The sequence below is a fragment of the Nonomuraea sp. 10N515B genome (genome assembly GCF_052245915.1).
Taxonomy (GTDB): domain Bacteria; phylum Actinomycetota; class Actinomycetes; order Streptosporangiales; family Streptosporangiaceae; genus Nonomuraea.
Map to the genome: position 1 here is coordinate 1 of NZ_JBQQBQ010000030.1, position 22,857 is coordinate 22,857.

Annotated in this window: 21 protein-coding genes; 6 read left to right on the forward strand and 15 right to left on the reverse strand. The window is 69.1% G+C overall.

What is annotated here, in order from left to right:
- The first annotated feature begins 640 nt into the window (after nt 1–640).
- On the forward strand, nt 641–1,840 hold the full coding sequence (locus ACTWQA_RS34825) for an acyltransferase family protein (RefSeq protein WP_443163227.1): 1,200 nt from the start codon (nt 641–643) through the stop codon (nt 1,838–1,840).
- 81 nt (nt 1,841–1,921) lie between these two features.
- Here the strand turns inward: ACTWQA_RS34825 and ACTWQA_RS34830 are convergent, their stop codons facing one another.
- From ACTWQA_RS34830 to ACTWQA_RS34850, 5 genes are read right to left on the reverse strand one after another with little or no spacing between them, the layout of a single operon-like run.
- Nucleotides 1,922–3,346, reverse strand: a complete 1,425-nt coding sequence (locus ACTWQA_RS34830) for an ABC transporter ATP-binding protein (RefSeq protein ID WP_443163228.1) — start codon at nt 3,344–3,346, stop codon at nt 1,922–1,924.
- On the reverse strand, nt 3,343–4,083 hold the full coding sequence (locus ACTWQA_RS34835) for an energy-coupling factor transporter transmembrane component T (RefSeq protein WP_443163229.1): 741 nt from the start codon (nt 4,081–4,083) through the stop codon (nt 3,343–3,345). The genes ACTWQA_RS34830 and ACTWQA_RS34835 overlap by 4 nt, the downstream gene beginning before the upstream one ends.
- Nucleotides 4,080–4,697, reverse strand: a complete 618-nt coding sequence (locus ACTWQA_RS34840) for an MptD family putative ECF transporter S component (protein ID WP_443163230.1) — start codon at nt 4,695–4,697, stop codon at nt 4,080–4,082. The genes ACTWQA_RS34835 and ACTWQA_RS34840 overlap by 4 nt, the downstream gene beginning before the upstream one ends.
- The gene (locus tag ACTWQA_RS34845; protein WP_443163231.1) at nt 4,694–6,451 is read right to left on the reverse strand and encodes an ABC transporter ATP-binding protein; all 1,758 of its coding nucleotides are present in this window, start codon (nt 6,449–6,451) and stop codon (nt 4,694–4,696) included. The genes ACTWQA_RS34840 and ACTWQA_RS34845 overlap by 4 nt, the downstream gene beginning before the upstream one ends.
- Nucleotides 6,451–8,175, reverse strand: coding sequence for an ABC transporter ATP-binding protein (locus ACTWQA_RS34850; protein WP_443163232.1), 1,725 nt, complete (start codon nt 8,173–8,175; stop codon nt 6,451–6,453). The genes ACTWQA_RS34845 and ACTWQA_RS34850 overlap by 1 nt, the downstream gene beginning before the upstream one ends.
- Before the next feature lie 337 nt (nt 8,176–8,512).
- Here ACTWQA_RS34850 and ACTWQA_RS34855 point away from each other — a divergent pair, with 337 nt between their 5' ends.
- Nucleotides 8,513–12,181 (forward strand): S8 family peptidase, encoded by a 3,669-nt coding sequence (locus tag ACTWQA_RS34855; RefSeq protein WP_443163233.1) that lies wholly within the window; start codon nt 8,513–8,515, stop codon nt 12,179–12,181.
- Nucleotides 12,182–12,228: 47 nt separating this feature from the next.
- On the opposite strand, the gene ACTWQA_RS34860 is transcribed toward ACTWQA_RS34855, so the two are convergent.
- From ACTWQA_RS34860 to ACTWQA_RS34885, 6 genes are all read right to left on the reverse strand, one after another.
- Complete coding sequence (locus tag ACTWQA_RS34860) at nt 12,229–13,050, reverse strand: class I SAM-dependent methyltransferase (RefSeq protein WP_443163234.1); 822 nt, start codon at nt 13,048–13,050, stop codon at nt 12,229–12,231.
- Nucleotides 13,051–13,405: 355 nt separating this feature from the next.
- Nucleotides 13,406–13,783 carry a Fur family transcriptional regulator gene (locus tag ACTWQA_RS34865; protein WP_443163235.1) on the reverse strand — a complete coding sequence of 126 codons (378 nt, stop codon included), beginning with the start codon at nt 13,781–13,783 and terminating at the stop codon, nt 13,406–13,408.
- Nucleotides 13,784–13,851: 68 nt separating this feature from the next.
- Nucleotides 13,852–14,082: a hypothetical protein gene (locus ACTWQA_RS34870; RefSeq protein ID WP_443163236.1), complete on the reverse strand. Its 231-nt coding sequence runs from the start codon at nt 14,080–14,082 to the stop codon at nt 13,852–13,854.
- A 4-nt stretch (nt 14,083–14,086) separates the two neighbouring features.
- On the reverse strand, nt 14,087–14,314 hold the full coding sequence (gene rpsR, locus ACTWQA_RS34875; RefSeq protein WP_443163237.1) for a 30S ribosomal protein S18: 228 nt from the start codon (nt 14,312–14,314) through the stop codon (nt 14,087–14,089).
- Complete coding sequence (locus ACTWQA_RS34880; RefSeq protein WP_443163238.1) at nt 14,311–15,432, reverse strand: CobW family GTP-binding protein; 1,122 nt, start codon at nt 15,430–15,432, stop codon at nt 14,311–14,313. Before ACTWQA_RS34880 ends, rpsR begins: the two co-directional genes overlap by 4 nt.
- A 281-nt stretch (nt 15,433–15,713) precedes the next feature.
- Nucleotides 15,714–15,965, reverse strand: a complete 252-nt coding sequence (locus ACTWQA_RS34885; protein WP_443163239.1) for a hypothetical protein — start codon at nt 15,963–15,965, stop codon at nt 15,714–15,716.
- 635 nt (nt 15,966–16,600) lie between these two features.
- Here ACTWQA_RS34885 and ACTWQA_RS34890 point away from each other — a divergent pair.
- Complete coding sequence (locus ACTWQA_RS34890; protein WP_443163240.1) at nt 16,601–17,029, forward strand: MarR family winged helix-turn-helix transcriptional regulator; 429 nt, start codon at nt 16,601–16,603, stop codon at nt 17,027–17,029.
- Nucleotides 17,019–17,543 carry a hypothetical protein gene (locus ACTWQA_RS34895; RefSeq protein WP_443163241.1) on the forward strand — a complete coding sequence of 175 codons (525 nt, stop codon included), beginning with the start codon at nt 17,019–17,021 and terminating at the stop codon, nt 17,541–17,543. The genes ACTWQA_RS34890 and ACTWQA_RS34895 overlap by 11 nt, the downstream gene beginning before the upstream one ends.
- A 120-nt stretch (nt 17,544–17,663) precedes the next feature.
- Here ACTWQA_RS34895 and ACTWQA_RS34900 read toward each other — a convergent pair whose 3' ends face one another.
- Nucleotides 17,664–18,257: a TetR/AcrR family transcriptional regulator gene (locus ACTWQA_RS34900; protein ID WP_443163242.1), complete on the reverse strand. Its 594-nt coding sequence runs from the start codon at nt 18,255–18,257 to the stop codon at nt 17,664–17,666.
- A gap of 74 nt (nt 18,258–18,331) precedes the next feature.
- Here ACTWQA_RS34900 and ACTWQA_RS34905 point away from each other — a divergent pair, with 74 nt between their 5' ends.
- A complete protein-coding gene (locus tag ACTWQA_RS34905; protein ID WP_443163243.1) occupies nt 18,332–18,754 on the forward strand; it encodes a VOC family protein in 423 nt (140 codons plus the stop codon).
- A gap of 72 nt (nt 18,755–18,826) precedes the next feature.
- Here ACTWQA_RS34905 and ACTWQA_RS34910 read toward each other — a convergent pair whose 3' ends face one another.
- The gene (locus tag ACTWQA_RS34910) at nt 18,827–19,555 is read right to left on the reverse strand and encodes a helix-turn-helix domain-containing protein (protein ID WP_443163244.1); all 729 of its coding nucleotides are present in this window, start codon (nt 19,553–19,555) and stop codon (nt 18,827–18,829) included.
- Between the two features lie 285 nt (nt 19,556–19,840).
- Here ACTWQA_RS34910 and ACTWQA_RS34915 point away from each other — a divergent pair, with 285 nt between their 5' ends.
- Nucleotides 19,841–20,956, forward strand: coding sequence for a serine hydrolase domain-containing protein (locus ACTWQA_RS34915; RefSeq protein WP_443163245.1), 1,116 nt, complete (start codon nt 19,841–19,843; stop codon nt 20,954–20,956).
- Nucleotides 20,957–21,146: 190 nt separating this feature from the next.
- On the opposite strand, the gene ACTWQA_RS34920 is transcribed toward ACTWQA_RS34915, so the two are convergent.
- Together ACTWQA_RS34920 and ACTWQA_RS34925 are read right to left on the reverse strand one after the other, a co-directional pair.
- Nucleotides 21,147–21,578 carry an ATP-binding protein gene (locus tag ACTWQA_RS34920; protein WP_443163246.1) on the reverse strand — a complete coding sequence of 144 codons (432 nt, stop codon included), beginning with the start codon at nt 21,576–21,578 and terminating at the stop codon, nt 21,147–21,149.
- 118 nt (nt 21,579–21,696) lie between these two features.
- Entirely contained in the window at nt 21,697–22,596 is a 900-nt protein-coding gene (locus ACTWQA_RS34925; RefSeq protein ID WP_443163247.1) for a lysostaphin resistance A-like protein, read from the reverse strand.
- Between the last annotated feature and the right edge of the window lie 261 nt (nt 22,597–22,857).

Consider the following 22,857-nt stretch of genomic DNA (forward strand, 5'->3'; position numbering starts at 1 on the left):
GGCGGCCAGGCGACCCTGACCGGGCCGGCGTTCATCGACAAGACCAATGTCACCGCGGTGGAGCAGTTCGCCGCGGGCGGCACGAGGTGAGGTGACATGACTGCTGCGGCAACTGAGCCGGGCAGAGTGGAGGCGACCTGGACGACCGGGTCGCCACCCGTTCGCTCGCTCGGCCCGCTTCCGCACGGCCTGGACCGCCTTCGCCGCCACGGGCGACCCCGGCTGGCCCCCGTACGATCCCCAGACCCAGATCTTCGACGCCGACGCTGTCGTCACCGCCTACCCAGAGGAAACATCCCGGCTCCTCTGGCAGGACCACAGCTTCGCGGCACTGCCCCTTCTGACTGCCTAGCAGTTCGCTAAGCTCCCAGCGGACCAGCGGCTGGCTCCACTGCTCTGTGCCCATCAGAGCCACAGACCGACCTCACCGGCCACGTCACCCACGGTCAGCCCCATGTCACCTATCCCTCATGGGTAGCAAACTTCTACGATGCCTGACCAGGCGCGGGGCTGAGCCGCCGGGTCCTTCAAGGGCGCGATCGGACGTCGTGTTGTCCCTGGGAACGCTGCGTAATGTCGATACTTGCCCCCAGTGGTCGATGTGTCCGCCTTCGGAGCACCGCTCCGATACGTTGGGCATATGGCGACCGCCCACCTTCAAGCCCCCCAAACCGTGCAGGCGGCGCCTTCCAGGCTCGCGTGGCTGGATGCGCTGCGCGGCATCGGCGCGCTCGCAGTCGTCGGCGAACACCTGACGACCTGGGCCATGCCCTGGCTGCGGCCCACCGCGCTCAACCTGGGCGTGTACGGCGTGCTGGTGTTCTTCCTGGTCAGCGGATACATCATCCCGACCTCGCTGGAACGACACGGCGACGTGCGGGCCTTCTGGATCGGCCGCCTTTTCCGCCTCTACCCGCTCTACCTCACGGTCATCGGCCTGGTCCTGGCCCTGGCGTGGTGGATCCCGATCCGTCCGGAGGTGGCCCGCGACGCTTCTTCGGTGGCCGCGCACGCCACGATGCTGATGGACGCGGTAGGAGCGGCCGGTGTGCTGAACACCATGTGGACGCTGTCGTACGAGATGCTCTTCTATCTGCTGGTCGTCGCGCTGTTCGTGACCGGCTGGCGCGACAGACGTGGTGCGCTCCCGGTTCTGTTCGCCTTGATCGCTTTCATCGCAGGCCTCGTGCTATCCGGGCCGCCGCTGTCGGGCACCTGGCTGGCCTGGCTGTCGCTGGCCGCGTTTGTCATTGGCCTGACCTGTGTGATCTCCGGGCGCGCGGGTACGGCCGGAGCCTGCGTCCTGGGCGTCATGGCATTGTCGCTGATCGGGAGCAGCCGCGTGCCATGGTTCGCCGCGGCGATGCTCGCCATCATGTTCACCGGCACCGCGATCCGCCGGTGGGAGCATGGCGAGGGCCGGCTGTGGCCGGTGGCCATCGCCGCCTTACTCGTAACGTCGACGCCTGTCTGGGCGACCAACGCCGGCTGGTGGTGGGTCCAGCCGGACGTGTGGGGCCTGACCATCGTCCTGGCCGGCACCACCTTCGCCGGCGCGATGGCCTGGCGGGGCCGCCGCGTTCCTGCCTTCCTCGCCTGGCTCGGCACTATCAGCTACTCCCTCTACCTGGTACACCTGCCGATCCTCCTCATCGTCATGCGACTGACGGGAGAGATGCGCTGGGCACCTATGCCCCTGCAGATCGGCATCAGCGTCGCCTTCCTCAGCGTGCTGCTGCCGAGCAGTTGGCTGACCCATCGATTGGTCGAGCAGCCCTTGCAGCGCGTCGGCCGCCGCCTGGCCGACCGGCACGCCGGCGCCGCACGCGCGACGGCATGACAAAGGTGGATAACCGCTTCAGTCCTGTTCGGCCTTGCCCCAACGGAAGCTGGGGCGGGCAGGGCGGTCAGGGGCTGTGCTTTACGCGCCGATGGGACGCAGTCTGAGTTCTTGGTCGGCGGCGAGTGCGAGGAGTTCGTCGTCGTGGCTGATGAGGAGGACGACCGCGCCGTTGTCGGCGAGATCGCGCATGACCTGGGTGATGGAGTGGAGGTGGCGGCGGTCGACGCCGGAGCTGGGCTCATCGAACACGACGATCCGGCGGGCGCTGAGCCGGGCCGCGGCGACGACGAGGCGCTGCTGCTGGCCGCCGGAGAGGGAGAGCGGGTGGCGGTCCGTCAAGGCGGCGAGGTCGAGGTCGTGCAGGAGCGCGCCGGAGCGCTCATCGGCGGGGGACACGCCGAGCCGGAGTTCGGCGTCGACGCTGTCGGTGAACAGCTGTCGTTGCACGTCCTGCATGACGATCGCGCTGGCCCGCTGGCGTTGTGCCCGGCTGAGCCGACGCCCGTCGAGGAGCACCTCGCCTTCGTGACGTTGCAGGCCGGTGAGGATGCAGGCGAGCGTGCTCTTGCCGGCGCCGTTCGGGCCGGTGACGGCGGTGATCGCTCCGGCAGGGAGACGGGCCTCGTCGATGTCGAGCACACGGCGGCCATGGAAGGCGCAGCGGATGTTGCGTAGGTTCACGCCGGTCGTGGTGCTCGTGAGGACGGCGTCGCGGTCGATGCTGGGCCCGTACGCCTGGACCTGGAGGGTTGTTGGGCGTGGGGGCGGGCTGAGGCTGCGGAGTCCTTTCGCGCGGAGGGTGTCGTCGTCGAGGGCGGCGAACTCCTCGTGCGGCCATTCGGCGTCGATACGGCCGTCGCGCATGACGACGACCCGGTCGGCGATGCCGCGCAGGTAGTGCAGGCGGTGCTCGGCAATGACGATGGTCGCTCCACCGGCCCGGAGCCGGGCGAGCGTGGCGGTGAAACGTTCGATCGCGGCGGCGGAGAGGTTCGAGGTGGGCTCGTCGAACAGCAGCAGTGACGGGTGGTGGGCGGTCGCGGCGGCGCAGGCGACCTGTTGCTGCTGGCCGCCGGAGAGGTCCTGCAGTCGCCGGTCGGTGAGGTCGCGTAGCCCGTGTTCGTCGATCCCGGTGGCGACACGGTCCCGGATGCGTGCGGCCGGTTCGCCGAAGTTCTCCAGCGCGAAGGCGAGTTCGGTCTCGGTCGTGTCGGTGAAGAACTGGCGGCGGGGATGTTGCAGGACGGTCCCTGTGCGGCGGCCGAGCCGGTCGAGTGACAGGTCGGCGACGACCTGCCCGTCGAGGAGGACGGAGCCTTCCAGCTGCCCCTCGTGGAAGTGGGGGATGAGGCCGTTCATGAGCCGGAGCGCGGTGCTCTTGCCGGAGCCGCTCGGGCCGCACAGCACGATCGTCTCTCCGCGCGGCACGTGCAAAGTGAACCCGTCGAGAGTGGGGGTGTCCGCGCCGGAGTAGGTCCAGCGCACCCCCTTGGCGCGGATCACCACAGCACCGTGGCCGCGGCAAGGGCCGCCGCGACGAGCGCGGCGGCGAGGTCGGCGCCGCCGAGGCGCGGCGGGTGCATGGCGGTGGGACGCGACGTCGAGCCGAGCCCACGGAGCAGGGCCGCGGCGGAGAGGTCTTCGGCGACGCGCAGGCTGGAGGCGATGAGCGGGACCGTGAAGCGCTCGATGCTCAGCACAGGGTGGCGGAGCAGGCCACCCCAACCGCCGATCCCGCGCAGCCGCATGGCGTCGTGCACGGCGCGGGCCTCGGCGATGATCGTCGGAAGGAAACGCAGCATCACGGCCGCGGAGACGGTGATGGCGCGGGGGACGCGGGCGGCACGCAGCGCGGCGGTGAGCTCGGTGGGCGAGGTGGTGCTCATCAGATGCAGGGCGATGCCGCCGATGGCGACGAAGCGGACCAGGTACGCGGCCATGGTGGCGACGACGCCGACGGCGGGATGCGGCATGGCCGCCGGCAGCAGATAGGCGACGGCCGCGATGGCGGCGGCGCCGACCGGCAGGGCGACGGCGCGGGCCCAGGCGCCTTCGTTGAGTGCGAGCAGCACTCCGAGGACGAGAGCCGCGGGGATGAACGACGCTCCGTCCGGCGCCATGACGACCAGGCTCGTCGCGAGCACGAGCAGCGCCTTCGTCCGCGGGTCCAGCCGGAGCACCGGGCGGGAGCGGGCCGCCGCGGGGGCCCGCTCCCCGACCGCCACCGGGGTTGCGGTCACGCCAGCCCGGCCTTCTCGAAGTGCTTGTGCATCAGCCGCAGGCCGAGAAGCCCGCCGAGCAGGCCGAAGACGATCGTGGAGAGGTCGAACGCGACGAGCACCCCAGGGGAGAGCAGGGCCTGCATCTGGCTGACGTAGTCGGCGCCCATCAGCTGCATCGAGGGGCCGGAGAAGTAGGCCTCACGGTCAAAGAAGATCGGCATCATCGGCCCGACGTACCAGGCGGAGTAGACGCCGTAGGCGAGCACGCCCAAGCGGCGGGAACGGTACCGGCCCGCCCAGATGATCGCCTCAGCGACCAGCGCGCAGCCGACGCTGATCAAGAAGCTGATCAGCGGGTGCCCACTGAGCATGAGGAGCCCCGCGGTGACGATCGCGAAGATCGTGACCATGCCCGCGTGCCGCACCCGGGTGAGGAACAGCATGAACGGGATCCCTCCCGCGACGATGCTCGCGACGAGGGCGACCAGCATGACGGCCGGGTTGATGAAGCCGAGCATGTTGATCCCGAACACGACGACGAGGTAGAGGGCGCCGAAGACGCCGATGTTGATGAGGTCCTTCGGGCTCATGCGCACGTCGAGACGGCGCTCGGCCGGGGTGATGGCGGTCACGGGGTTCCTTTCGAGGCGAGTTGCCAGCCGCGGGCGCGGAGGCGCTCGTTCCAGAAGCGCGCGTACGTGCCCCCGGCGGTGAGCAGGGCGTCATGATCGCCGTGCTCGGTGATCCGTCCCCGGTCGAGGACGAAAATGCGCTCCGCGGCCACCACGGTGGACAGGCGGTGGGCGACGACGATGACGGTGCGGTCGCGGGCGAGTTCGGCGATCGCGTCGGCGACGGCCGCCTCGTTTGCCGGGTCCAGCGCGGCCGTGGCCTCATCCGGCAGCACGATGGGGGCGTCCTTGAGCAGGGCACGCGCGATCGAGACCCGCTGCTTCTCCCCGCCGGACAGGGTGGATCCCGCCTCGCCGACCCGAGTGTGCCAGCCGTCCGGCAGGCGTTCGACGACCTCGTCGAGCCGGGCGATGCGAGCCACCCGGTCGAGGTCGGCGTCGCTCGCGTCCGGGGCGGCCATGCGGAGGTTGTCGGCGATCGTGCCCTCGAACAGGTAGACGTCCTGGAACACCTGCGCCGTCAGCCGGGAGACCCCGGCGCTGCCGAGCTCGCGGACGTCGCGGCCGCCGATGAGGATCGCGCCCTCGTCCACGTCGAAGAAGCGGCCGATGAGCTTGAGCAGGGTGCTCTTGCCCGAGCCCGACGGGCCCACAATGGCCGTGAAGCTGCCGGAGGCGATCTTCACCTCGACCCCGTCGATGACCGCAGGGCCGTCGTCGTAGCCGAAGCGCACCCCGCGCAGCTCGAGGTCGGCACCCGCGGGTTCGGTGGGATGTTCCGGTTCGGGCAGCGGCGGCAGCGCGAGCAGCGCTCGCACCCGGCCGATGGCGTCGGCGTTGATCTGTACGTGACCGGCGAGCTCGCCGAGTTGGGAGATCGGGTCGAGCATGCGGAGGGTGACGATCAGCACGCCGATCATGACCGGGACCGTGATGGAGCTCTGCAGCGTGAGGGCGGCCGTGAGTGCGATGACGGACGTGACGACCAGTTGCAGGGTGCCGAAGAACGCGATCATTCCCCAGGCTCCGCGGATCGTGAGCCGCGACTGGGATCCGTGCTGGCGGACCAGGGACTCCTCCAGCGTGCTGAGCTCCGGCCGGTCGAGCACGCCGTAGGCGCGCAGCGTCGGCTGCTGGCGGGCGTACTCGACGATGCGGGATGCGGTCACGCCGATGTCGTGCTCGTAGTCGTCGTCGTTGCGGCGCACGATCACCATGAGTAGCCGCAGCGCCAGCGCGCACAGCACCGCCCCGGCGGTGAAGGCGACGCCGATCCGCCAGTCGAGCAGGAAGCTGCCGACGATCATGGTGGCCGGTGCGGCCAGGCCGACGATGACGTGACGCAGGAGATGCGCGGGGATGTTGGCCACATCCATCGTGCCCTTGCCGAGCATCCGCCCGATCGGCCCGGTCCGGTCGCCGCGGAACCAGCCGATCGGCAGCGTGGCGAGGTGGTTGCCGATCCGCTCATGGAAGCTGGTGAGTACGTCCGTACCGACGAGGTAGCCCAGCGACGTGCTCCAGGCCAGCAGCACGTGATGGGCGGCGACCGCGGCGACGATCGCCCCCAGCCAGAGCCAGAACCGGCCCCAGTCCACCGGCGGGCTCGTCAGGGTGGCGATGAGCGGGGCCACGAACAGGAATCCGAGACCCTGCAGGACTCCCTGCGCCGCCTGCACCACGAGCATGACGCGCAGATGCCGGCGGCCGCGCTCGTCGAGGAGCTCGAACAGGTATCGGATCATGGCGATCATCAGCGTGTCTCCATCCCGGTCACGGCGTCCTCGCGGGTCCGCTGGTCGTGCTCCCACAGCCGCGCGTAGAGGCCGTCGCGGGCGAGTAGCTCCTCGTGCCGGCCTTGCTCGACCACGCGGCCGGCGTCCAGCACGACGATCCGGTCCACGCCCCGGATGGTGCTCAACCGGTGCGCGATGACCAGCACGGTGCGATCGCGTGTGACCTCGCTCAGCGCGTCCTGAATGTGCGCCTCGTTCTCCGGGTCGGCGTTCGCGGTCGCCTCATCCAGCACGAGCACCGGCCGGTCGGCGAGGATCGCCCGGGCGATGCACACCCGCTGCCGCTCGCCCCCGGACAACTCGGCGTCCTCGCCGGCCACGGAGTCCAGTCCGCGCGGGAGCTCCTCGAGCCGGTCGAGGATCCGCGCTTTGGCGGCCGCCGCGCGGACGGTCGCATCGTCGGCGTCCGGGCGCGCGAGGCGGATGTTGTCCCGGATGCTCATGCGCAGCAGCGCTGAGTCCTGGAACACGAAGGCCACATGCCGGTACAGCTCGGCGGGGTCGATGTCGCGCAGGTCGACCCTGTACAGCTCGACCGAGCCCCGTTCGGGGTCATCGAACCGGGGCAGCAGCTTGGCCAGCGTGGACTTGCCGGACCCGGACGGGCCGACCAGCGCGGTGACCGTGCCGCGTTCGAGGTCGAGGTCGATGTCGTCCAGCGCGACGGTGTCACCGTAGACGAAGCGGACCCCGCGCATCCTGACCACCGGACCCGGCGCGTCCGCGTCGGGCACGACGGGCTCGGCCGGGACGGGCAACTCCGGGCTGGAGAGCACCTCACGGATGCCGCGCGCCACGCCCAGCGCCGTGACCAGCGGGTGCACCGACATCATGACCGTCATGAAGCCCGCCGTCGTGACCGTACCGAGCACGAGGAACGCGATGAGGCTCGCCACTGGCAGCGCGCCCGTCGCGGTGAGCACGCCTCCGGCGGCCGCCATGACGACGAGCACGCTCGGCGGCGAGAGGAGGATCTCCGCGATGACGCTCGCCGCGGTCGTCGCCCTGGCCCAGTCCAGGAAGAAACGTGCGAAGCTGCGCGACACCTCCTGGAAGCGGCGGCTCGCCACCCCCGGGGTCCCGAACGCCTTGACGACCCCGATCCCATTGACGAACTCGACCGCGGCGCCGCTCAACCGGGTGAGCCACTCCATGAACTCCGGGTATTTCGTGTTCGCCCCCGCCATCGCCCGCTGGTACACGATCAGGCCGACGGCCAGCGGAAGCAGGCTTATCAGCGCCATCCGCCAGTCGACGGCGAAGAGGTAGGCGATCGCGACCAGCGGCGGGACCGCGGCGGCCGTGACCTCCACCACGGAATGAGCGATGAGCTGGTGCAACGCCGCGACGTCGTCCTCGACCGTCTTCTTCACGGTGCCGGAGTTGCGGTCGGTGAACCAGCCGAGGGGAAGCCTGCGCAACTTGGCCAGCAGGTCGCGGCGGATGCCGAACGACACCCGGATGTCGGCCAGGTGCGTCAGCACGCCCGCGCCGAACGTACCGAGCTGTTTGACCGCCAGGGCCACGAGCGCGACGACGATGATCGGCCACACGTCCGTGTCTCCGTGCAACAGCCGCCGGCTGATCTCCACGACGGCGACCAGCGGCGCCATGCCGGCCAGCGCGCTGACGGCGGTCAGGACGGCGCAGCCGATCAGGGTGGCACGCGCAGGAGCCAGCACGGAAGGCGCTCCCTGCGTCGATAAGACCGTGGAAGTGGACATACGGCACCCTTCGCGACAGAACCGGATCAAACTAAGCGACCTTGAGGAAATAGTAACGATAATCGTTTCCTACAGCCACCACGCGAACGCCTGCCGGCCCGGCCTCATGGTCCGCACTGCGAACGAATGAGCCCAACAGTCGCACTGGCCTCTTCTGAAGCGGGCGGGACGATTTGAATATCGTTATCGTTTCGTCCAGGATGATCCGTGCTGTCCGTGGTGGGGGATTTGGGCGGCTTCGCAATCATCCATGGAGAGGAACACCGTGAAGCCAGTCGCGAGAGCGGCTCACTTAGTGCTGGCAGGTACCATCCTCGCCGCAATACTCGTCAGCCCCGCGGCCGCCGAGGACCCGGCCGCTCCCGTGAGCAGTCAGGCCGCACCGCCCTCGACGCGCACGATCACCCTGGTCACGGGTGACGTGGTGCGGTTGACGACTTTCGCCGACGGCCGGCAGGGCGCGGTGGTCGACAATGACACCGACAGCTGGCAGATCACCGAGCAGGACGGCGCGGTCTACGCGATTCCGGCCAAGGCCGAGCCGTACCTGGCGGCCGGGGTGCTGGACGAGGGGTTGTTCAACCTCACCGAGCTCGCCGCATCCCGCTACGACGACGCCTCCCGGCCGAGCCTGCCGGTCCTGGTGACGTACGGCAGGAGCGTCAAGGCCGCCTCGGCGGACGAGCCCGCGGGTGCGGTCAAGGAGCAGAGTCTGCCCAGCGTCAACGGCGCGGCCCTGGAGGTGGCCAAGAACAAGGCCGATGATTTCTGGGACTCGATCGTGCGTGAGGGCAGCGCCAAGCTGGATCGCGGCCTGTCGGGGATCTGGCTGGACGGCAAGGTCAGCGCGGTCCTGGACCAGAGCGTGCCGCAGATCGGGGCGCCGCAGGTCTGGGCCTCCGGCTTCAACGGGACGGGTGTGCAGGTCGCGGTCCTGGACACCGGCATCGACGACACTCATCCGGATCTGGCCGGACGGGTGAAGAAGAGCAAGAACTTCACCGAGGATCCGGACGTCTACGACGATCACTCCCACGGCACGCACGTCGCCTCGACGATCGCCGGGAACGGCGACAGGCACAAGGGCGTGGCGCCGGGAGCGGAGCTGTTCATCGGCAAGGTGCTCAACCACGACGGAGACGGCACCGAGTCGGACATCATCGCCGGCATGGAGTGGGCGGTCGCCGAGGGCGCCGACATCGTGAACATGAGCCTCGGCGGCGACCCGACCGACGGGACCGACCCCTTGGCACAGGCCGTGAACCGGCTGTCGGCCTCCGGCACGCTGTTCGTCATCGCGGCGGGCAACAACGGCAGGAGCCAGACCGTCACCTCACCCGCCTCCGCCTCGGCCGCGCTCAGCGTGAGCGCCGTCGACGGTGCCGACGCGCTGGCCTCCTTCTCCAGCCGCGGCCCCCGCCTGGGTGACTACGCGATCAAGCCCGAGATCACGGCACCGGGCGTGGACATCGACGCGGCCAACCCGCGTCCCCGCGACCCGAGCCTGCCGTGGAACCCCTACCGCAGGTCCAGGGGGACCTCGATGGCCAGCCCGCATGTCGCCGGTGCCGCGGCGCTGCTGAAACAGCAGCACCCGGACTGGAGCGGCGAGCGCCTCAAGGCCGCCCTGGTGAGCACCGCCCAGCCCAACGCCGCGAACTCGGTCTACGAGCAGGGCGCCGGCCGCCTCGATGCGGAGCGGGCGCACCGGCAGAGCGTGCAGGTTTCACATGGGGTGGTGGACTTCGGATTCCTGCCCTGGCCGTACGACCCGGCGCAGCAGCCCGTCGAGAAGACGCTCACGTACACCAACACCGGCGCCCAGCCCGTGACGCTCACGCTGGCGTTGGACAAGGTCACCGGGCACTTCGCCCTGTCGGCGTCGTCTCTTGAGGTGCCGGCGCAGGGATCGGTGGAGGTGACGGTCACCTACACCCCGGCGGGCAGTGGCCCGGGCACCCTCGGCGGATGGGTGAGGGCCACCGCGGGCGACGGCACCGAGTTGCGCACCGCCATCGGCGCCGCCAAGGAGCAGGAGATGTACGACCTGCGCGTGCCCGTGCTCGGCAGGGACGGCAAGCCGGCCGTCTCGGGGTCGGTGACGCTGTGGGGCGTCGACGCCCGCTTCTCCAGGGAGGTACGGCTGGCCGACGACCCCGAGCCGGTCTTCCGCGTCCCGCCGGGCCGCTACAGCCTGATGGCGATGGTCTCGACACTGGACTCCTCAGGTAAGTGGGATCTCGAGGTGTCCGCATTGGGCAACCCGGAGCTCGGCGTCACCGGCGACGCCACCGTGACGCTGGATGGCCGCCAGGCCAAGGAGATCAGGATCTCCACGCCGCGGGAGAGCACGGTGCAGGATTCCGTGCTGGGTTACCGGCGTGAGGCAGGTGGTCGGACGCTGACCCGCCTGGCCGCGCCCCTCGGCTCCACCGAGCGGGTTTACGCCACCCCGACGCCCCAGGTCACCGAGGGTTTCTTCGAGTTCTTCACCCAGATCGACCTGCTGGCCCCGAGGATTCGGGCCACCGACGCAGGCCGTGCGATTCCGATGTGGGTCATGGGCCTGGGCGAGCACGCCGGGTTCGATGGGCGGCATCTGCTGAGGGTCGTGGACGCCGGATCGGGCCGGCCCCAGGACTTCCCCAGCAGGAAGATCAAGGCCGCCATCGCGCTGATCAAACGCACCGACGGCGTGGAGTACGCCGACCAGATCGCGGGCGCCAAGAAGGCCGGGGCGGCGGTCGCGCTGGTCTACGACGACCGCGCCGGGCGGCTGGTGCAGACAGTTGAGGACGCCGCGCTGCCGGCCTTCTATACCAGCCAGGAGGAAGGAGAACGCCTGCTCGAACGCGCCAGGACCGGGGAACTGCGGCTGGAGCTGCGGGGCACGACGTACAGTCCGTACTCCTACGACGTGATCACCCCGATGCAGGGCGGCATCCCCGAAAACCTCGACTTCACCGTCGACCGCACCAACGCGGCCAGGACGATCAGCCGCTACACCGCGTCCGGCACGGGCAACGACACCTACACCTCCACCCGCTTCTTCTTCCGCCCGTGGGACTTCCCGTTGTCCGTGGACACCGCCGATCAGTTCCCGGCGCCCTTCGTCAGGGAGGAGTGGGTCTCCGCCGGCGACACCCGCTGGCAGCACGACGCCGTCGAAGGCGGCGACCTGATCGACTTCTCTCCGATGTACGAGGTCGACCGCGTCTACCAGCCAGGCCAGGAGCTCAGCCAGACCTTCTTCGGCGCCGTTCTGCACCCCGGCACGACCCGCGGCAGCGGCCATTCCTTCTGCAACTGCACCGGCGCGTACTGGGACGGCGACGGTCTGTTCTTCACCATCGCCCCCGCGCTCGACGGAGACGCCGACCACTCCACGAACTATCTGGATCACAGCTTGGGGGTGGACGAAAGCGAAGTGAAGGCACGCCTCTACCGCAACGGCCAACTGATCGCCGAGGAGTCCGGCCTGAACGGGACGTACGTCCCGGCGCAGCCGGAACGGGCCACCTACCGGGCGGAGATGACACAGGCCCGCGACCCCGCCTCGTGGGCGTTGTCGACGAAGACCAGCACCGCGTGGACGTTCACGACCGAGAAGCCCGCCTCGGACGAGCAGCGCATGCTCCCGCTCGTCATGGTGGACTACGCCCTCGACCTCGACCTGTACAACCGGGCCCCGCGTGGCCGGCCGTACTCGTTCGGGATCTCCCTGCGCCAGACCGACCCGCAGGGCCCACGGATCACGCAGGCCAAGGTGTGGACCTCCATGGACGACGGGACCACCTGGAAACCGGCCGACGTCTCCGGTGCGAACGGCTCCTACACCGTGCGGCCCCACCACCCGAGCCGGGGCGGGACCGGGTTCGTCTCGCTCCGCGTTCAGGGGAGTGACGCGGCAGGCAACACCGTGGAGCAGACCATCATCCGCGCCTATGGCTTGACCGGACGATGATGAGGTCCGCGGGGTGGGCGCCGGTGGTGCCCACCCCTCGGTGCCGGTCAACGGGGATCGTGGCGGGTCCCCGTTCCGATGAGTGAGGTGGCGTCCAGTTCACTCATCTTGCGCTCGTCGAGAAGGCGCCCGAGGGTCGTGCGCACCCGTTCGACGGCGGATTCCTCCAGGTCGGCGAGCATGCCGCGAAAGCCGCTGCCGAGCACGAACCGCCAGGCGAGTGGTGGGTCCAGGGGGATGCACAGGGGTGAGCGGGTCACGGTGACCTCTGTCAGGCCGCGAGCGGTCAGCCAGGCGGTCAGTTCCGGCTCGGTGTCGATCCTCGACGCCGCCTGCCTGCTGGAGGGCGATTCTGCCGGGATTCCCCGGACGTGCTCGACCGCGGCGGCGAACACCCGGCCGAACCCCTCCATCGCGCCCGAGGCCCATGTGGTGATGACGAGCCGTCCGCCGGGCCGGAGCAACCTGGCCAGGCGGGAGACCAACGCATCCATGTCGGGCAGGAAGAAGACGCCGTGGACGCATTGCACCACGTCATACGGGCGTCCTTCGGGAGGCTCCCAAGTGGTGGCGTCGGCCTGGATGAAGTGTGCGTTCTCCAGCCCTTCGAGCGCCGCGCGGCGGCGGGCGTGGGTCAGTAGCCCTGGGGCGAGGTCGATGGCGTCGACGTGGCCCTGCGGCCCGGTCGCTTTCGCCGCCGGTACGGCCGAGGCGCCCGCGCCGCAGCAGACGTCCAGTACGCGTTCGCCCGGCTGGATCCGGGCCGCCGTGACCGTCGCCTCGCCGATGCGATCCCACAGCACCGGTGAGACCTCGGCGTACTCGGCGGCGGCACGGTCGAAGACGGCGCCTATGCCGGCCTGTGTCATAGAGGTTCTCCCGTTGGTGAAGTATGTCCCTTCTGTAGAGAAATGATTATCATCTCGTTGGTAGCCGCGGGCGGTTGTTCCGCCGCGGCCGCGGTCAGATCATTGGACGGTTGTCTTGTCCACTCCGACGGTGATCCCACGGACCTGCGGTGTCGAGGTGGCCGTCGTCACCTTGCCGCTCGTCCTGCGGGCGGCGGCGACGAGGTCTCACCATGTGTCCGTGGTACTGCCGATCAGGCACCGCTGCCGTCGAGCGGTCAAAGGGGCGAGTCGAGCAGGCAGTCGCGGACCAGCGGCTGCTCAAGGCGCTGATGCTGCTCGGCCGCGGGGTCGCGTACTGTCATGCGATGTCCCCTCAGCCAGCAGCGCGACGTGCCTGGCCGCCCTCGCAGGCCGCACATACGCCGTACACCTCTTCGGCTCTGAAGCCGTCGACGACGTTCTCCTCTTGCCGTTCAGCCACGAGCCCGCAGACGCGGCAGACGAGATGGTGGTGTCCAGCGGTTCCGCAGAGCCGGTAGACGGCCTCGCCCGCGTGTGTGAAGACGTGCACGATCCCCGCCTCGGTCATCGAGGAGAGCGCGCGGTAGACGGTGGTGAGGCCGATGTTCTCGCCGCGGTCGTGCAGTTCGGCGTGCACCTGCTGGGCCGAGACGGGCAGTCGGTGGGCCGCCAGGACGTCGAGGACGAGAAACCGTTGGCTGGTCGCCCGGATGCCGGCGGCTGCCAGCATCGGACTCCACCGAGCTCTCTCCACCTTGCCTCCCCTCGCCGAAGAGCGGCGGCCGGGCCGTCCCGCGTTCAGACCGCTCTGGTGATGAGCCATAGTCCGCGGTCGGCGGGGCCGGTGGACGCTGCCTGCAGTCCGTGCTCGGTGACCTCGGTCGTGCCGTGCCCGCCTCCTGCTCCGACATCCACGACCTTCCCAGGGGCTCCGCGAAGCGCCTCGGAGAGCGCCGGACCCAGGGCCGTCCAGTGGGGCGCGAGCATCGCGTCCACGAACTCGGCGGACCGCTCGTACTGATCCGTCATGCGATCACCTGGCCTCGCGGGAGGAATAGGGCAGCAGGGCCATCTCCCGGGCGTTCTTGATGGCGCGGGCGATCTGCCGCTGCTGCTGCACGGTCACGCCGGTCACCCGGCGGCTGCGGATCTTGCCGCGGTCGGAGATGAACTTCCGCAGCAGGCCGGTGTCCTTGTAGTCGATGTAGCCGATCCCGATCAGCGGGTTGGTCTTCTTCCTGGGTGTACGGCGGGGTTTCACGCACTCTCCTTCAGATCCAGCATCGGGGCGAACGGGTCATCGTGCCCGGCCCACTCCGCGGCGCCGGGCAGGGCATCGTCGTGGTCGATCAGGCACGAGTCGAGCAGCGAGATAATGCGGTCGCGGTCCAGGTCGGGGCCGGTGAAGACGAGATGCTGGACGCGGTCGCCGACGATCGGGTTCCAGTCCAAAGCGGCGGCGGCACGCCGGGCCGGGGCGACCAGATCCCAGGCCGCCTCGGGCAGCGCCGCCAGCCATGGCCCGGCGTCCTCCACGGAGACCGCCCCGGCCACCGCATCCCAGGCCAGCATGCGCTCGTGCCGGTTGGCCAGCCAGAACCGGCCGCGGGAGCGGACCGTCGTGGTGACCAGCTCGTCCATGGCCTCGAACAACCGGCTCGGGTGCAGCGGGCGCAGGCGGTGCCAGACGAGTGTGGTGATCTCGCCCGTCTGGGCGTCGGCGGGGAGCTGGGCGGTGGCCGGGTCGACGCGCTCGGCCAGCTCGTGCACGCACAGCGCGGCGCCGGCGATCTCCGGTCTGGTGACGATCGGCGTGTACGGCGCCAGATGGCCCAGCACGGCAGTCGACAGCTCGGTGTCCTCGTCGTCGCCGCCGTGCAGGGACAGAGTGGCGGCGTACTCGACCTGCCGGGCCAGCACCTCGGCCAGATAGCGCTGGTCGCCGCCTGTCGCCTGGCCAGTCTCGCTCAGACGGTCACCCCGGCAGATGTCCACGGGCATGTGCTCGGCGTCCAGCGCGGTATGCACGCACACCAGCCGGACCGTCTCCGCAGCGGCCAAGGCCTCGGCCACCGGGCGCGGCTCGACCGAGTCCCACAGGTCGACGATCAGCAGGGACGCCGTGCCGGCGCGGCGCAGCAACTCGGGAAGGAGGTCCTCGCGGACAGTGCAGGTCACGCAGCCGTGCGCCAGGCGTACCTCGGCAACGTCCAGGACGCCGGAGACGTCACGGACCACGCGCTCGACCCGGCCCGCGCCGATGGTGCGCAGGTCGTGATGGATCGCGACGGCTCCCGCATGACGGCGCAGCAGCCGATCGACGGCGGCGGCACGGGCACTGCGGTGCAGACCCGCGATCAGGGCGACAGGGATGGGCACAGGGCCTCCTAAAGCATGAAATGAAAATCATTGTCGAGATCATCGTATGCTGCGTCAACTCCGACAGTGGGAAAGCGCACTCAGAGTCGGAGTCCGGGCTCCGGTTCACGTGGTCCGATGGCATGACCCGGCTGGCGTGCCGGCGAGGTCGCGCAGGTCGTCACTGTGCCGCGATCGAGTACGAACCTGTCCCATACCATGCTTCCGGCGTAGCCTAAAAGAGAGGCAGAAAACCCTATGAGGGATCTTCGGTGACGAACCGATAGGGGAGTTTGGACATGTCAGTGACTGCCGAACACCGCCGGCACGTCGAGCACACTCACGAGCACGGACTCGGCTGCGGCCATGTGGCCGTCCCGCATGGCCAGCATGTCGACTATGTCCACGACGGTTGCCTGCACCGCGTCCATGAGGATCATGTGGACGAGTGTGAGCCGAAGTCGCACGTCGCGCACGATGCGCATGACCACCAGCACGGGCCCGAGTGCGGGCACGTGGCCGTGCCGCACGGCGATCACGTCGACTACGTTCACGACGGACACCGTCACGCCTCGCACGAAGGACATTGGGACGACCACTGAAAGTTGCGGGGCGCGCACTCGACCTGGTCCTAAACGGCGATGTGCGAGGCGATGGACCGCGTCGAGACGGTCGGCAGTGCCCCGTGTGCCCGACGCCGTCGCTGAGCTTGCCGCGCGGTGCGACCTGGACGAGAGCGCCCTGCGTGCCGTTCTCGCTCAGCTCGCGGCATGGTGTCATACAGGTGGCCCTCCGCGGCGTCCACGTACCCGCGCGGCCCGGTCTCTTGGCGGCCGGTATGGCCGAAGCGCCCGCCGCAGCAGACGTCCTGCACGCGTTCGCCCGGCTGGATGCGGGCGGCTGCGACCGTCGCCTCTCCGATGCGGTCCCACAGGACACGGCCCTCCTCTGCCACCTCAGCACATGGTGATGCGGCGCCGTTTCGGCTGCCTCCGCCTTCGCGGATGGAGGCGATGACCAGAGTTCCGAGGACCCCGACCGGTACCCCGAGCCCCTGATTCCCCTCGCGAGGCGGGTCGGCTTCGAAGACGAAGCAGAGCTGCGCCGCCAAACCATCCCTTCCTTGACGGCGAGGGTGATCGCCACCATCTAGTTGCACCGTACAACGAGATGGTTGTACGGTCGAACCATGGCGGAAGAGCGTGAACTTCAGGAAGCCGTGGGCCGGTTCGTCCGCGCCTTCGGCCTGCATCAGCCCGACCAGACCCCCTGCGGGCGGCCCATCCCGGTGTCGGAGGCGCACGCGCTGGGCGAGCTGGCCAGGGACGGCGCGCTGCGGCAGAGCGAGCTGACGCACCGGCTGCGCCTGGAGAAGAGCACCACCAGCCGCCTGGTCACCCAGCTCATCAACCGGGGCTGGGCCGAGCGCATCCCGGCCCCGGACGACGGGCGCGGTGTGCTGGTCCAGCTCACCCCCGCCGGAAGGAACGCCGCCGAGCAACTGGCCAAGGCCAGAGCGGCGCGCTTTTCCTCGATCTTGGACCGTGTGCCGGAGAACGAACGCGCCGGCGTCCTGCATGCCCTGGAAATCCTCACGGAGGCCATAGATGATCCTTAAGAAGCGACGCATCCCGCTGCTGCTGGCCGGCCTGGCGGCGATCGCCGCCGCGTCGGCCGGGTACGCGCTGGGCGGCCAGAACGGTCGGAACGAGGCTCAGGCGCTGGCCGCCCGCCAGGCGGAGGTCGCGGCCAAGAGCCGGCAGGTGATGCCGTTCGACCTGGAGCGCACCACGCACCGCTTCAGCAAATCGGCCACCGGCGGTCTGCAGACCGTCACCGCAGACGACCCCGCCGACGCCCAGCAGATCACCCTCATCCGCGAGCACCTGACCGAGGAGGCCGTGGGCTTCAGCAAGGGCGACTATGGCGACCCCGCGTCCATCCACGGCGGCGGGATGCCCGGCCTGCAGGAGCTCGAGGCGGGCCATGACCGGATCGGCATTCGCTACGCGGAGGCTCCCGCCGGGGCCCAGATCACCTACACCACCTCCGACCCGGCTCTCATCAAGGCGCTGCACGCCTGGTTCGACGCCCAGGTCACCGACCACGGGCAGCACGCCGAACACGGATGACTCGCCCCACCCCCGAACGCCCGGCCACCTGAACCCGTCGCGCGGGTCACCGTCCGGCCCTCCCTTCCAAAATCCGCGGACCGTCCTGAGCGGACGTACACGACCGCAGTGCCGGCCGCCTCATCTGATGCGTAGTGCGTCCAAGAGCTGAGCCAGGGCGGCCTGCGTGGCCGGCAAATCGGCGGGGTCATCCGACTCGGCGAGCCACAGCGCTGCCTCGTTCATCGCGCCCGACAGCAGGTGGGTCAGTGGTGCGACCGGCTGAGGCGCGATCGTCCCCTGTTCGATCAGGACGGTGAGCACGTCGGCCAGGTGGCGGGCCGAGGCGGCCTCGTCCATCGCGCGCCATTCGTTCCAGCCGAGTACGGCGGGGCCGTCGATGAGCATGATCCGCTGAATGCCGGGGGCGGTACTGGCGGACAGGAACGCCTGGCAGCCGGCGGTCAGACGTGCCCAGAGGTCGTCGTGGACGTCGGCGGTCTGCGCCACCGTCTGGGCCACCTCTTGCTGCACCTGCTCCAGGACGGCACGGAACAACGCGGCCTTGCTGTCGAAGAGATGGTAGAGCGCGCCCTTGGTCACCCCGGCCTCGGCGACGATCTCTGACAGGCTCACCGCGCCATACCCGCGGGCTGCGAACAGGCGCCTGCTCTCCCGCAGGAGGGCCTGCCTGGTCTGCTCCCGCTGCTGTGCTCTGACACCGCGTGTCTCCATGCTTCCCTCCCTTGACATACCGATGGTACGTCAAATACATATTGGCGTACCGATGGTACGCGAAAGGGGTTCATGTGGAACTGACCAGCTTCTATCCGGTGATCTGCACCACCCGGCTTGAGGAGTCCCGCGACTTCTACACCGGGCTGCTGGGGTTCGAGACGACGTTCGAAGCCGACTGGTACGTCAGCTTGCGGCGTCCCGGGACACCGCCCTATGAGCTCGCGCTGCTCGACCACGCCCACGCGACGCTGCCCGAGGCGTATCGCCTCCCTGTGCGCGGGCTGCTGCTGAACTTCGAGGTGGAGGATGTGGACGCCGAATGGGAGCGGCTCGTCGTCGGCGCGGGACTGACCGCCGAACTCGAACTCCGCAGCGAGGACTTCGGGCAGCGGCACTTCATCGTGGCCGATCCCAACGGGGTCCTGATCGACGTCATCACCCCCATCGCACCGTCGGCGGAGTACGCCGACCAGTACGTCGATTCCCGTCGATGAATCGTGCTCTCCTGACTGACTTTGACCCATCCGGCTCGAAGGAGCTCTGCCCCGGCGCCTCACGCGCCGGGCTTACCCGTGCTCGCTCGTCTTTGGGGTGGCGTAGACCTGGCGCCAGTGCTCGGCCGAGCGGACCAGGTCCTCGCCCACGCTGGTGAGGAACTGGCTCATGTTCTCCAGCCGGACGCCGGCGGGGGTGGTCGGGCCGAGGGTGCGGGCGCTTTGCCGGGCGGTGTCGGCGAGCAGAGCATTGGCGCGGGCACTGGCCAACATGGCCTGGTACCAGACGTCGTCGTCGATGACGTACCGCTCGGCCCGGCTGCGGGAGTCGCGTTCGCGGCGGATGAGCTCCTGTGCTTCGAGGTAGCCGACGGCTTTGGAGATCGAGGCGGGGCTGACCTGCAGGCGCTGGACGAGTTCGGCGGAGGTGAGGCTGCCGCTGTCGATGGTGTACAAGGCCCCCAGTACTTTGGCCATCATCTGCGGGATCCCTCCCTGCACCAGCAGGTCGGTGAGCTGGTCGGCCACCTCGCGCACGGTTTGCAGGTCGCGCTCGCCTGCGTTGGCATCGCCGCGTGCGGCCGCGGGGGTGGTGGTCCTGCGGCGGTGGACGCGCCGGTCGGCGGCGCGCTGGGCTTGGTCGGGGCGGTAGGCGCCGGGGCCGCCGTTGCGCATCACCTCGCGCGTGACGGTCGAGGTGGGCCGTTTGAGGCGGCGGGCGATCTCGGCGTAGGTGAGACCGCCGGCCAGCCCGTCGGCGATCTGACGGCGGTCCTGCTGGGTGAGCCTGTCTCCGGGCACGGCGTCCGCCTCCTGCTCGCTCGACCGCCCGCGCGCGGCCGAGGGGATCTCGGTTGACGCACAGTGTGCATCCGACGGGCGACGGCATGCAACTCGCGATGACCCGTATTGCATTAATCGGCAACCATCATGCAACGAATACTGGCAGTTGAGCTGCTAATTCTCTGTTGCTTCGCGTATTCGTGATTGACGATCCCACGTATGCAACGTAGTTTTTCGTTAGTCGCGAAGATCGACGACGGAACGGGGGCCCCGATCAGCCCCCAGAAGCCCGAAGGAGACCCCATGAACAGCCAGGCCACCACCCCCGCGAACCGGATCGTCCCCGGCCAGGCCGAGATTGAGCGCCTGCTGGACGCCGCCGTGACCGAGCAGGGCTACCCCGGCATGATCACTGAGATCCGCAATGGCGCACAGCAGTGGTTCGGTTCAGCGGGCGTGGCCGACACCGCCACCGGCCGCCCGCGCACGCCGCAGGAGCAGTTCCGCGTCGGCAGCATCACGAAGACCTTCACCGCCACCCTGGTCCTGCAACTGGCCGCCGAATACCGGCTGAGCCTGGACGACACCGTGGAGAAGTGGCTGCCCGGCCTCGTTCAGGGCAACGGCCACGACGGTAGCAAGATCACCATCCGGCAGCTGCTCAACCACACCAGCGGCATCTTCGCCTACACCCTGGATGAGGGCATGCTCGAGCGCTACTGGACGCCCAAGCTGCTGGAGCACCGCTTCGACAAGCTGACCCCCGAGGACCTGGTGAAGATCGCCGTCTCCCACCCGGCCGACTTCCAGCCGGGCCAGGACTGGGGCTACTCCAACACCAACTTCGTCCTCGCCGCCATGATCGTCGAAAAAGCGGCCGGCATGTCGTACGCCGACGCCGTCGCCTACCGCATCGCCCGCCCGCTCAAGCTGACCGGCACCTACGCTCCCGGCGGCGAGTCCGGCTTCCGCGGCCCGCACACCAGCAGCTACTCCAAGCTCATGCTGCCTGAGGCCGACGCGCCGGCCCACGACGTCACCGAACTGAGCCCGTCGTACGCCTTCGGGGTCGGCGAGATCGTCTCCACCGCCGCCGACCTGGGCACCTTCCTGGGCGCGCTCCTGAAGGGTTGGCTCCTCCCGCCCGTCCAGCAGACCGAGATGTTCACCATGACCCCGGTTCCCGACGGCAAATGGCTGGACGGCTACAGCTACGGCCTGGGCATCTCCTCGGTCACGCTGCCCTGCGGCACCACCGTGTACGGTCACGGCGGCATGATCACCGGAACCTGGTCATACCTGTACGGCACGCGCGACGGCAAGCGCGTCGTCACCCAGAACGTCAACGGCGACTGGGGCATGCCGCCCATGGACCTGTTCATCGAGATCCTCGAAGCCGCCTTCCGCCCCGACGCCTGACCCTCCCTTGACACCCCTTTCGATCAGCGGGAGTTTCCTATGCCCTCTTTGTCGCCGGCCTCACCATGGCGGTCGAGGCCGAGTTCTGCCCGCCCATCCCGCTGACACCACACAACGCCGCAACCGCAGCTACCGATATGACAGCGAGCCCCGGTGCTCCTGCGAACGAAAAACGTTGCCTGCCTCGCCCTCACACCGGCAAGCGACGATCACCGTTTCGCCGGACTCGATAGTGAAAACGCAGGTGCAAACGGGTAATGCCGTCGCTGCCGTCGAGACTGATCTCGTCACACAACTGGCGCATCAGCCAGAACGCCACTCCCCGGCCGGCGAGCGGATCCGGATCGGGATCGACGGTCAGATACGCCATGGTCAACACGCCGGTCGCGTCCACGATCTCCAAGCTCACCCCGCCCGGGTCACTCCAGGCGATCAAAAAGCCATGTCCGCCGTGTTCCAGCACCTTGGCGGCGGCCTCACTCGCCGCGATCACCAGATCCGTCAGCCGCCGGTCGGCCAGACCGGCACCAGTGCCGAACGCCCGCACAGCCGCTCGCAACGTGATGAGGTCCTCCGTGATCGGCCATTCCAACCGGAACCCCGAGGCCACGTCGATCGCCACCTTTCGCCGCAAGCGCGCCGTCGTTGGGAATAGCCCTGCCCCGCTGGCGAACCTGGTACACATGCGCAGCACGTGACCTATGGCATAAGCCGCAATCTACTCGAATCAAACAACCCCCTCAGATACCGTCGAGCAGCAGGTCCACATAGACCAGGTTGGTCACCACATGAATCAGGATGGGAATCCAGATGTTGCGGTAGCGGGCCCAGAGGTAGCCGGTCATGAGGCCGAACACGCCTTGGACGGCGACGATCGAGGCGAGCCCGGGAACGGGATCGGTGAGGTCGACCCGGCCGGCGTGCATGACGGCGAACAACAACGCCGCGAAGGTTATCGCCGGCCACCGGCCGTAGAGGACTTCCAGCCGGGTCTGGAGCCAGCCGCGGTAGAAGATCTCCTCGAGGACGCTCGCCGTCAGCAGGGTAACCAGGGAGGTGATGGCGAGGGTCACCGCATCAGGCAGGGCCTGGGTCACCGGCGGGTCGAACGGCCCGATCTCGGTGAGCACGAACCACGCTGCCACGGCGGGCAGCGGAGCCAGCCAGACGACCGGCCGCGGGATCGCACGCGCCCGAAGGCCGCCGCCGCGCGACAGGCGGAACATCACGAGCGGGAAGGCGAGCAGCAGCAGGACCTTGAGCAGCGGGTACCAGTCGCCGCGCGCCCGCCCGGCGACGAGCAGCGCGAACACGACCGCCGCCGCGACCAGCAGCCATGTCTCACGCCGGAGCCGAGGCCGAGGCAGACCGGTCAGGGGTGGGGACGGCGCGGTCGCGGACGGGATCAGGCGGGTGAGCGCCATCACCGCCAGGGCCGGCAACAGGGCCGCCCATAAGCTCTCGCCGGGCGCGCCGGGGTCGGCTGAGGACCTGATCTCCGTGGTACCCGTGACCAGAAACCATCCGTACGCCAAGACGAAGACCGCGAGACCTACCCCGGTCACGATCATGCGGCCGCGTGAGCGGGTGTCCGTTGTCACCATGGGTTCGATCTTGCCCGTCTCCGGTATCTTCGGCATCGGACCGGAGGAGGGGCCAATCCGTAAACACTTCGATGTAGGCTCCGGCGGTACCTGACCGCCGCCCTGGGCGTGTTCCCAACGACGTGCCGCCAGACCTTCCGGGTCAACGTCCGCGCCACACGACTGTTCCGGCATCCTGGAACTGATCACCTGGCCGTATCTCGTCGCCGCAGTATTGGGAGTGACCGCCGAGGTCGTTTCCCGGCTTCGGGAGTCACGCAAGAGCGGCCCATGAACGTATCAGTGACCTGGGGAAAT

Coding starts and splice junctions, on each gene's coding strand:
- ACTWQA_RS34925 (WP_443163247.1), bottom strand. CDS start 22,596: ATGCCGAAGATACCGGAGACGGGCAAGATCGAACCCATGGTGACAACG.
- ACTWQA_RS34870 (WP_443163236.1), bottom strand. CDS start 14,082: ATGACGGATCAGTACGAGCGGTCCGCCGAGTTCGTGGACGCGATGCTC.
- ACTWQA_RS34860 (WP_443163234.1), bottom strand. CDS start 13,050: ATGACACAGGCCGGCATAGGCGCCGTCTTCGACCGTGCCGCCGCCGAG.
- ACTWQA_RS34825 (WP_443163227.1), top strand. CDS start 641: ATGGCGACCGCCCACCTTCAAGCCCCCCAAACCGTGCAGGCGGCGCCT.
- ACTWQA_RS34845 (WP_443163231.1), bottom strand. CDS start 6,451: ATGATCGCCATGATCCGATACCTGTTCGAGCTCCTCGACGAGCGCGGC.
- ACTWQA_RS34895 (WP_443163241.1), top strand. CDS start 17,019: ATGATCCTTAAGAAGCGACGCATCCCGCTGCTGCTGGCCGGCCTGGCG.
- ACTWQA_RS34915 (WP_443163245.1), top strand. CDS start 19,841: ATGAACAGCCAGGCCACCACCCCCGCGAACCGGATCGTCCCCGGCCAG.
- ACTWQA_RS34900 (WP_443163242.1), bottom strand. CDS start 18,257: ATGGAGACACGCGGTGTCAGAGCACAGCAGCGGGAGCAGACCAGGCAG.
- ACTWQA_RS34865 (WP_443163235.1), bottom strand. CDS start 13,783: ATGCTGGCAGCCGCCGGCATCCGGGCGACCAGCCAACGGTTTCTCGTC.
- ACTWQA_RS34890 (WP_443163240.1), top strand. CDS start 16,601: ATGGCGGAAGAGCGTGAACTTCAGGAAGCCGTGGGCCGGTTCGTCCGC.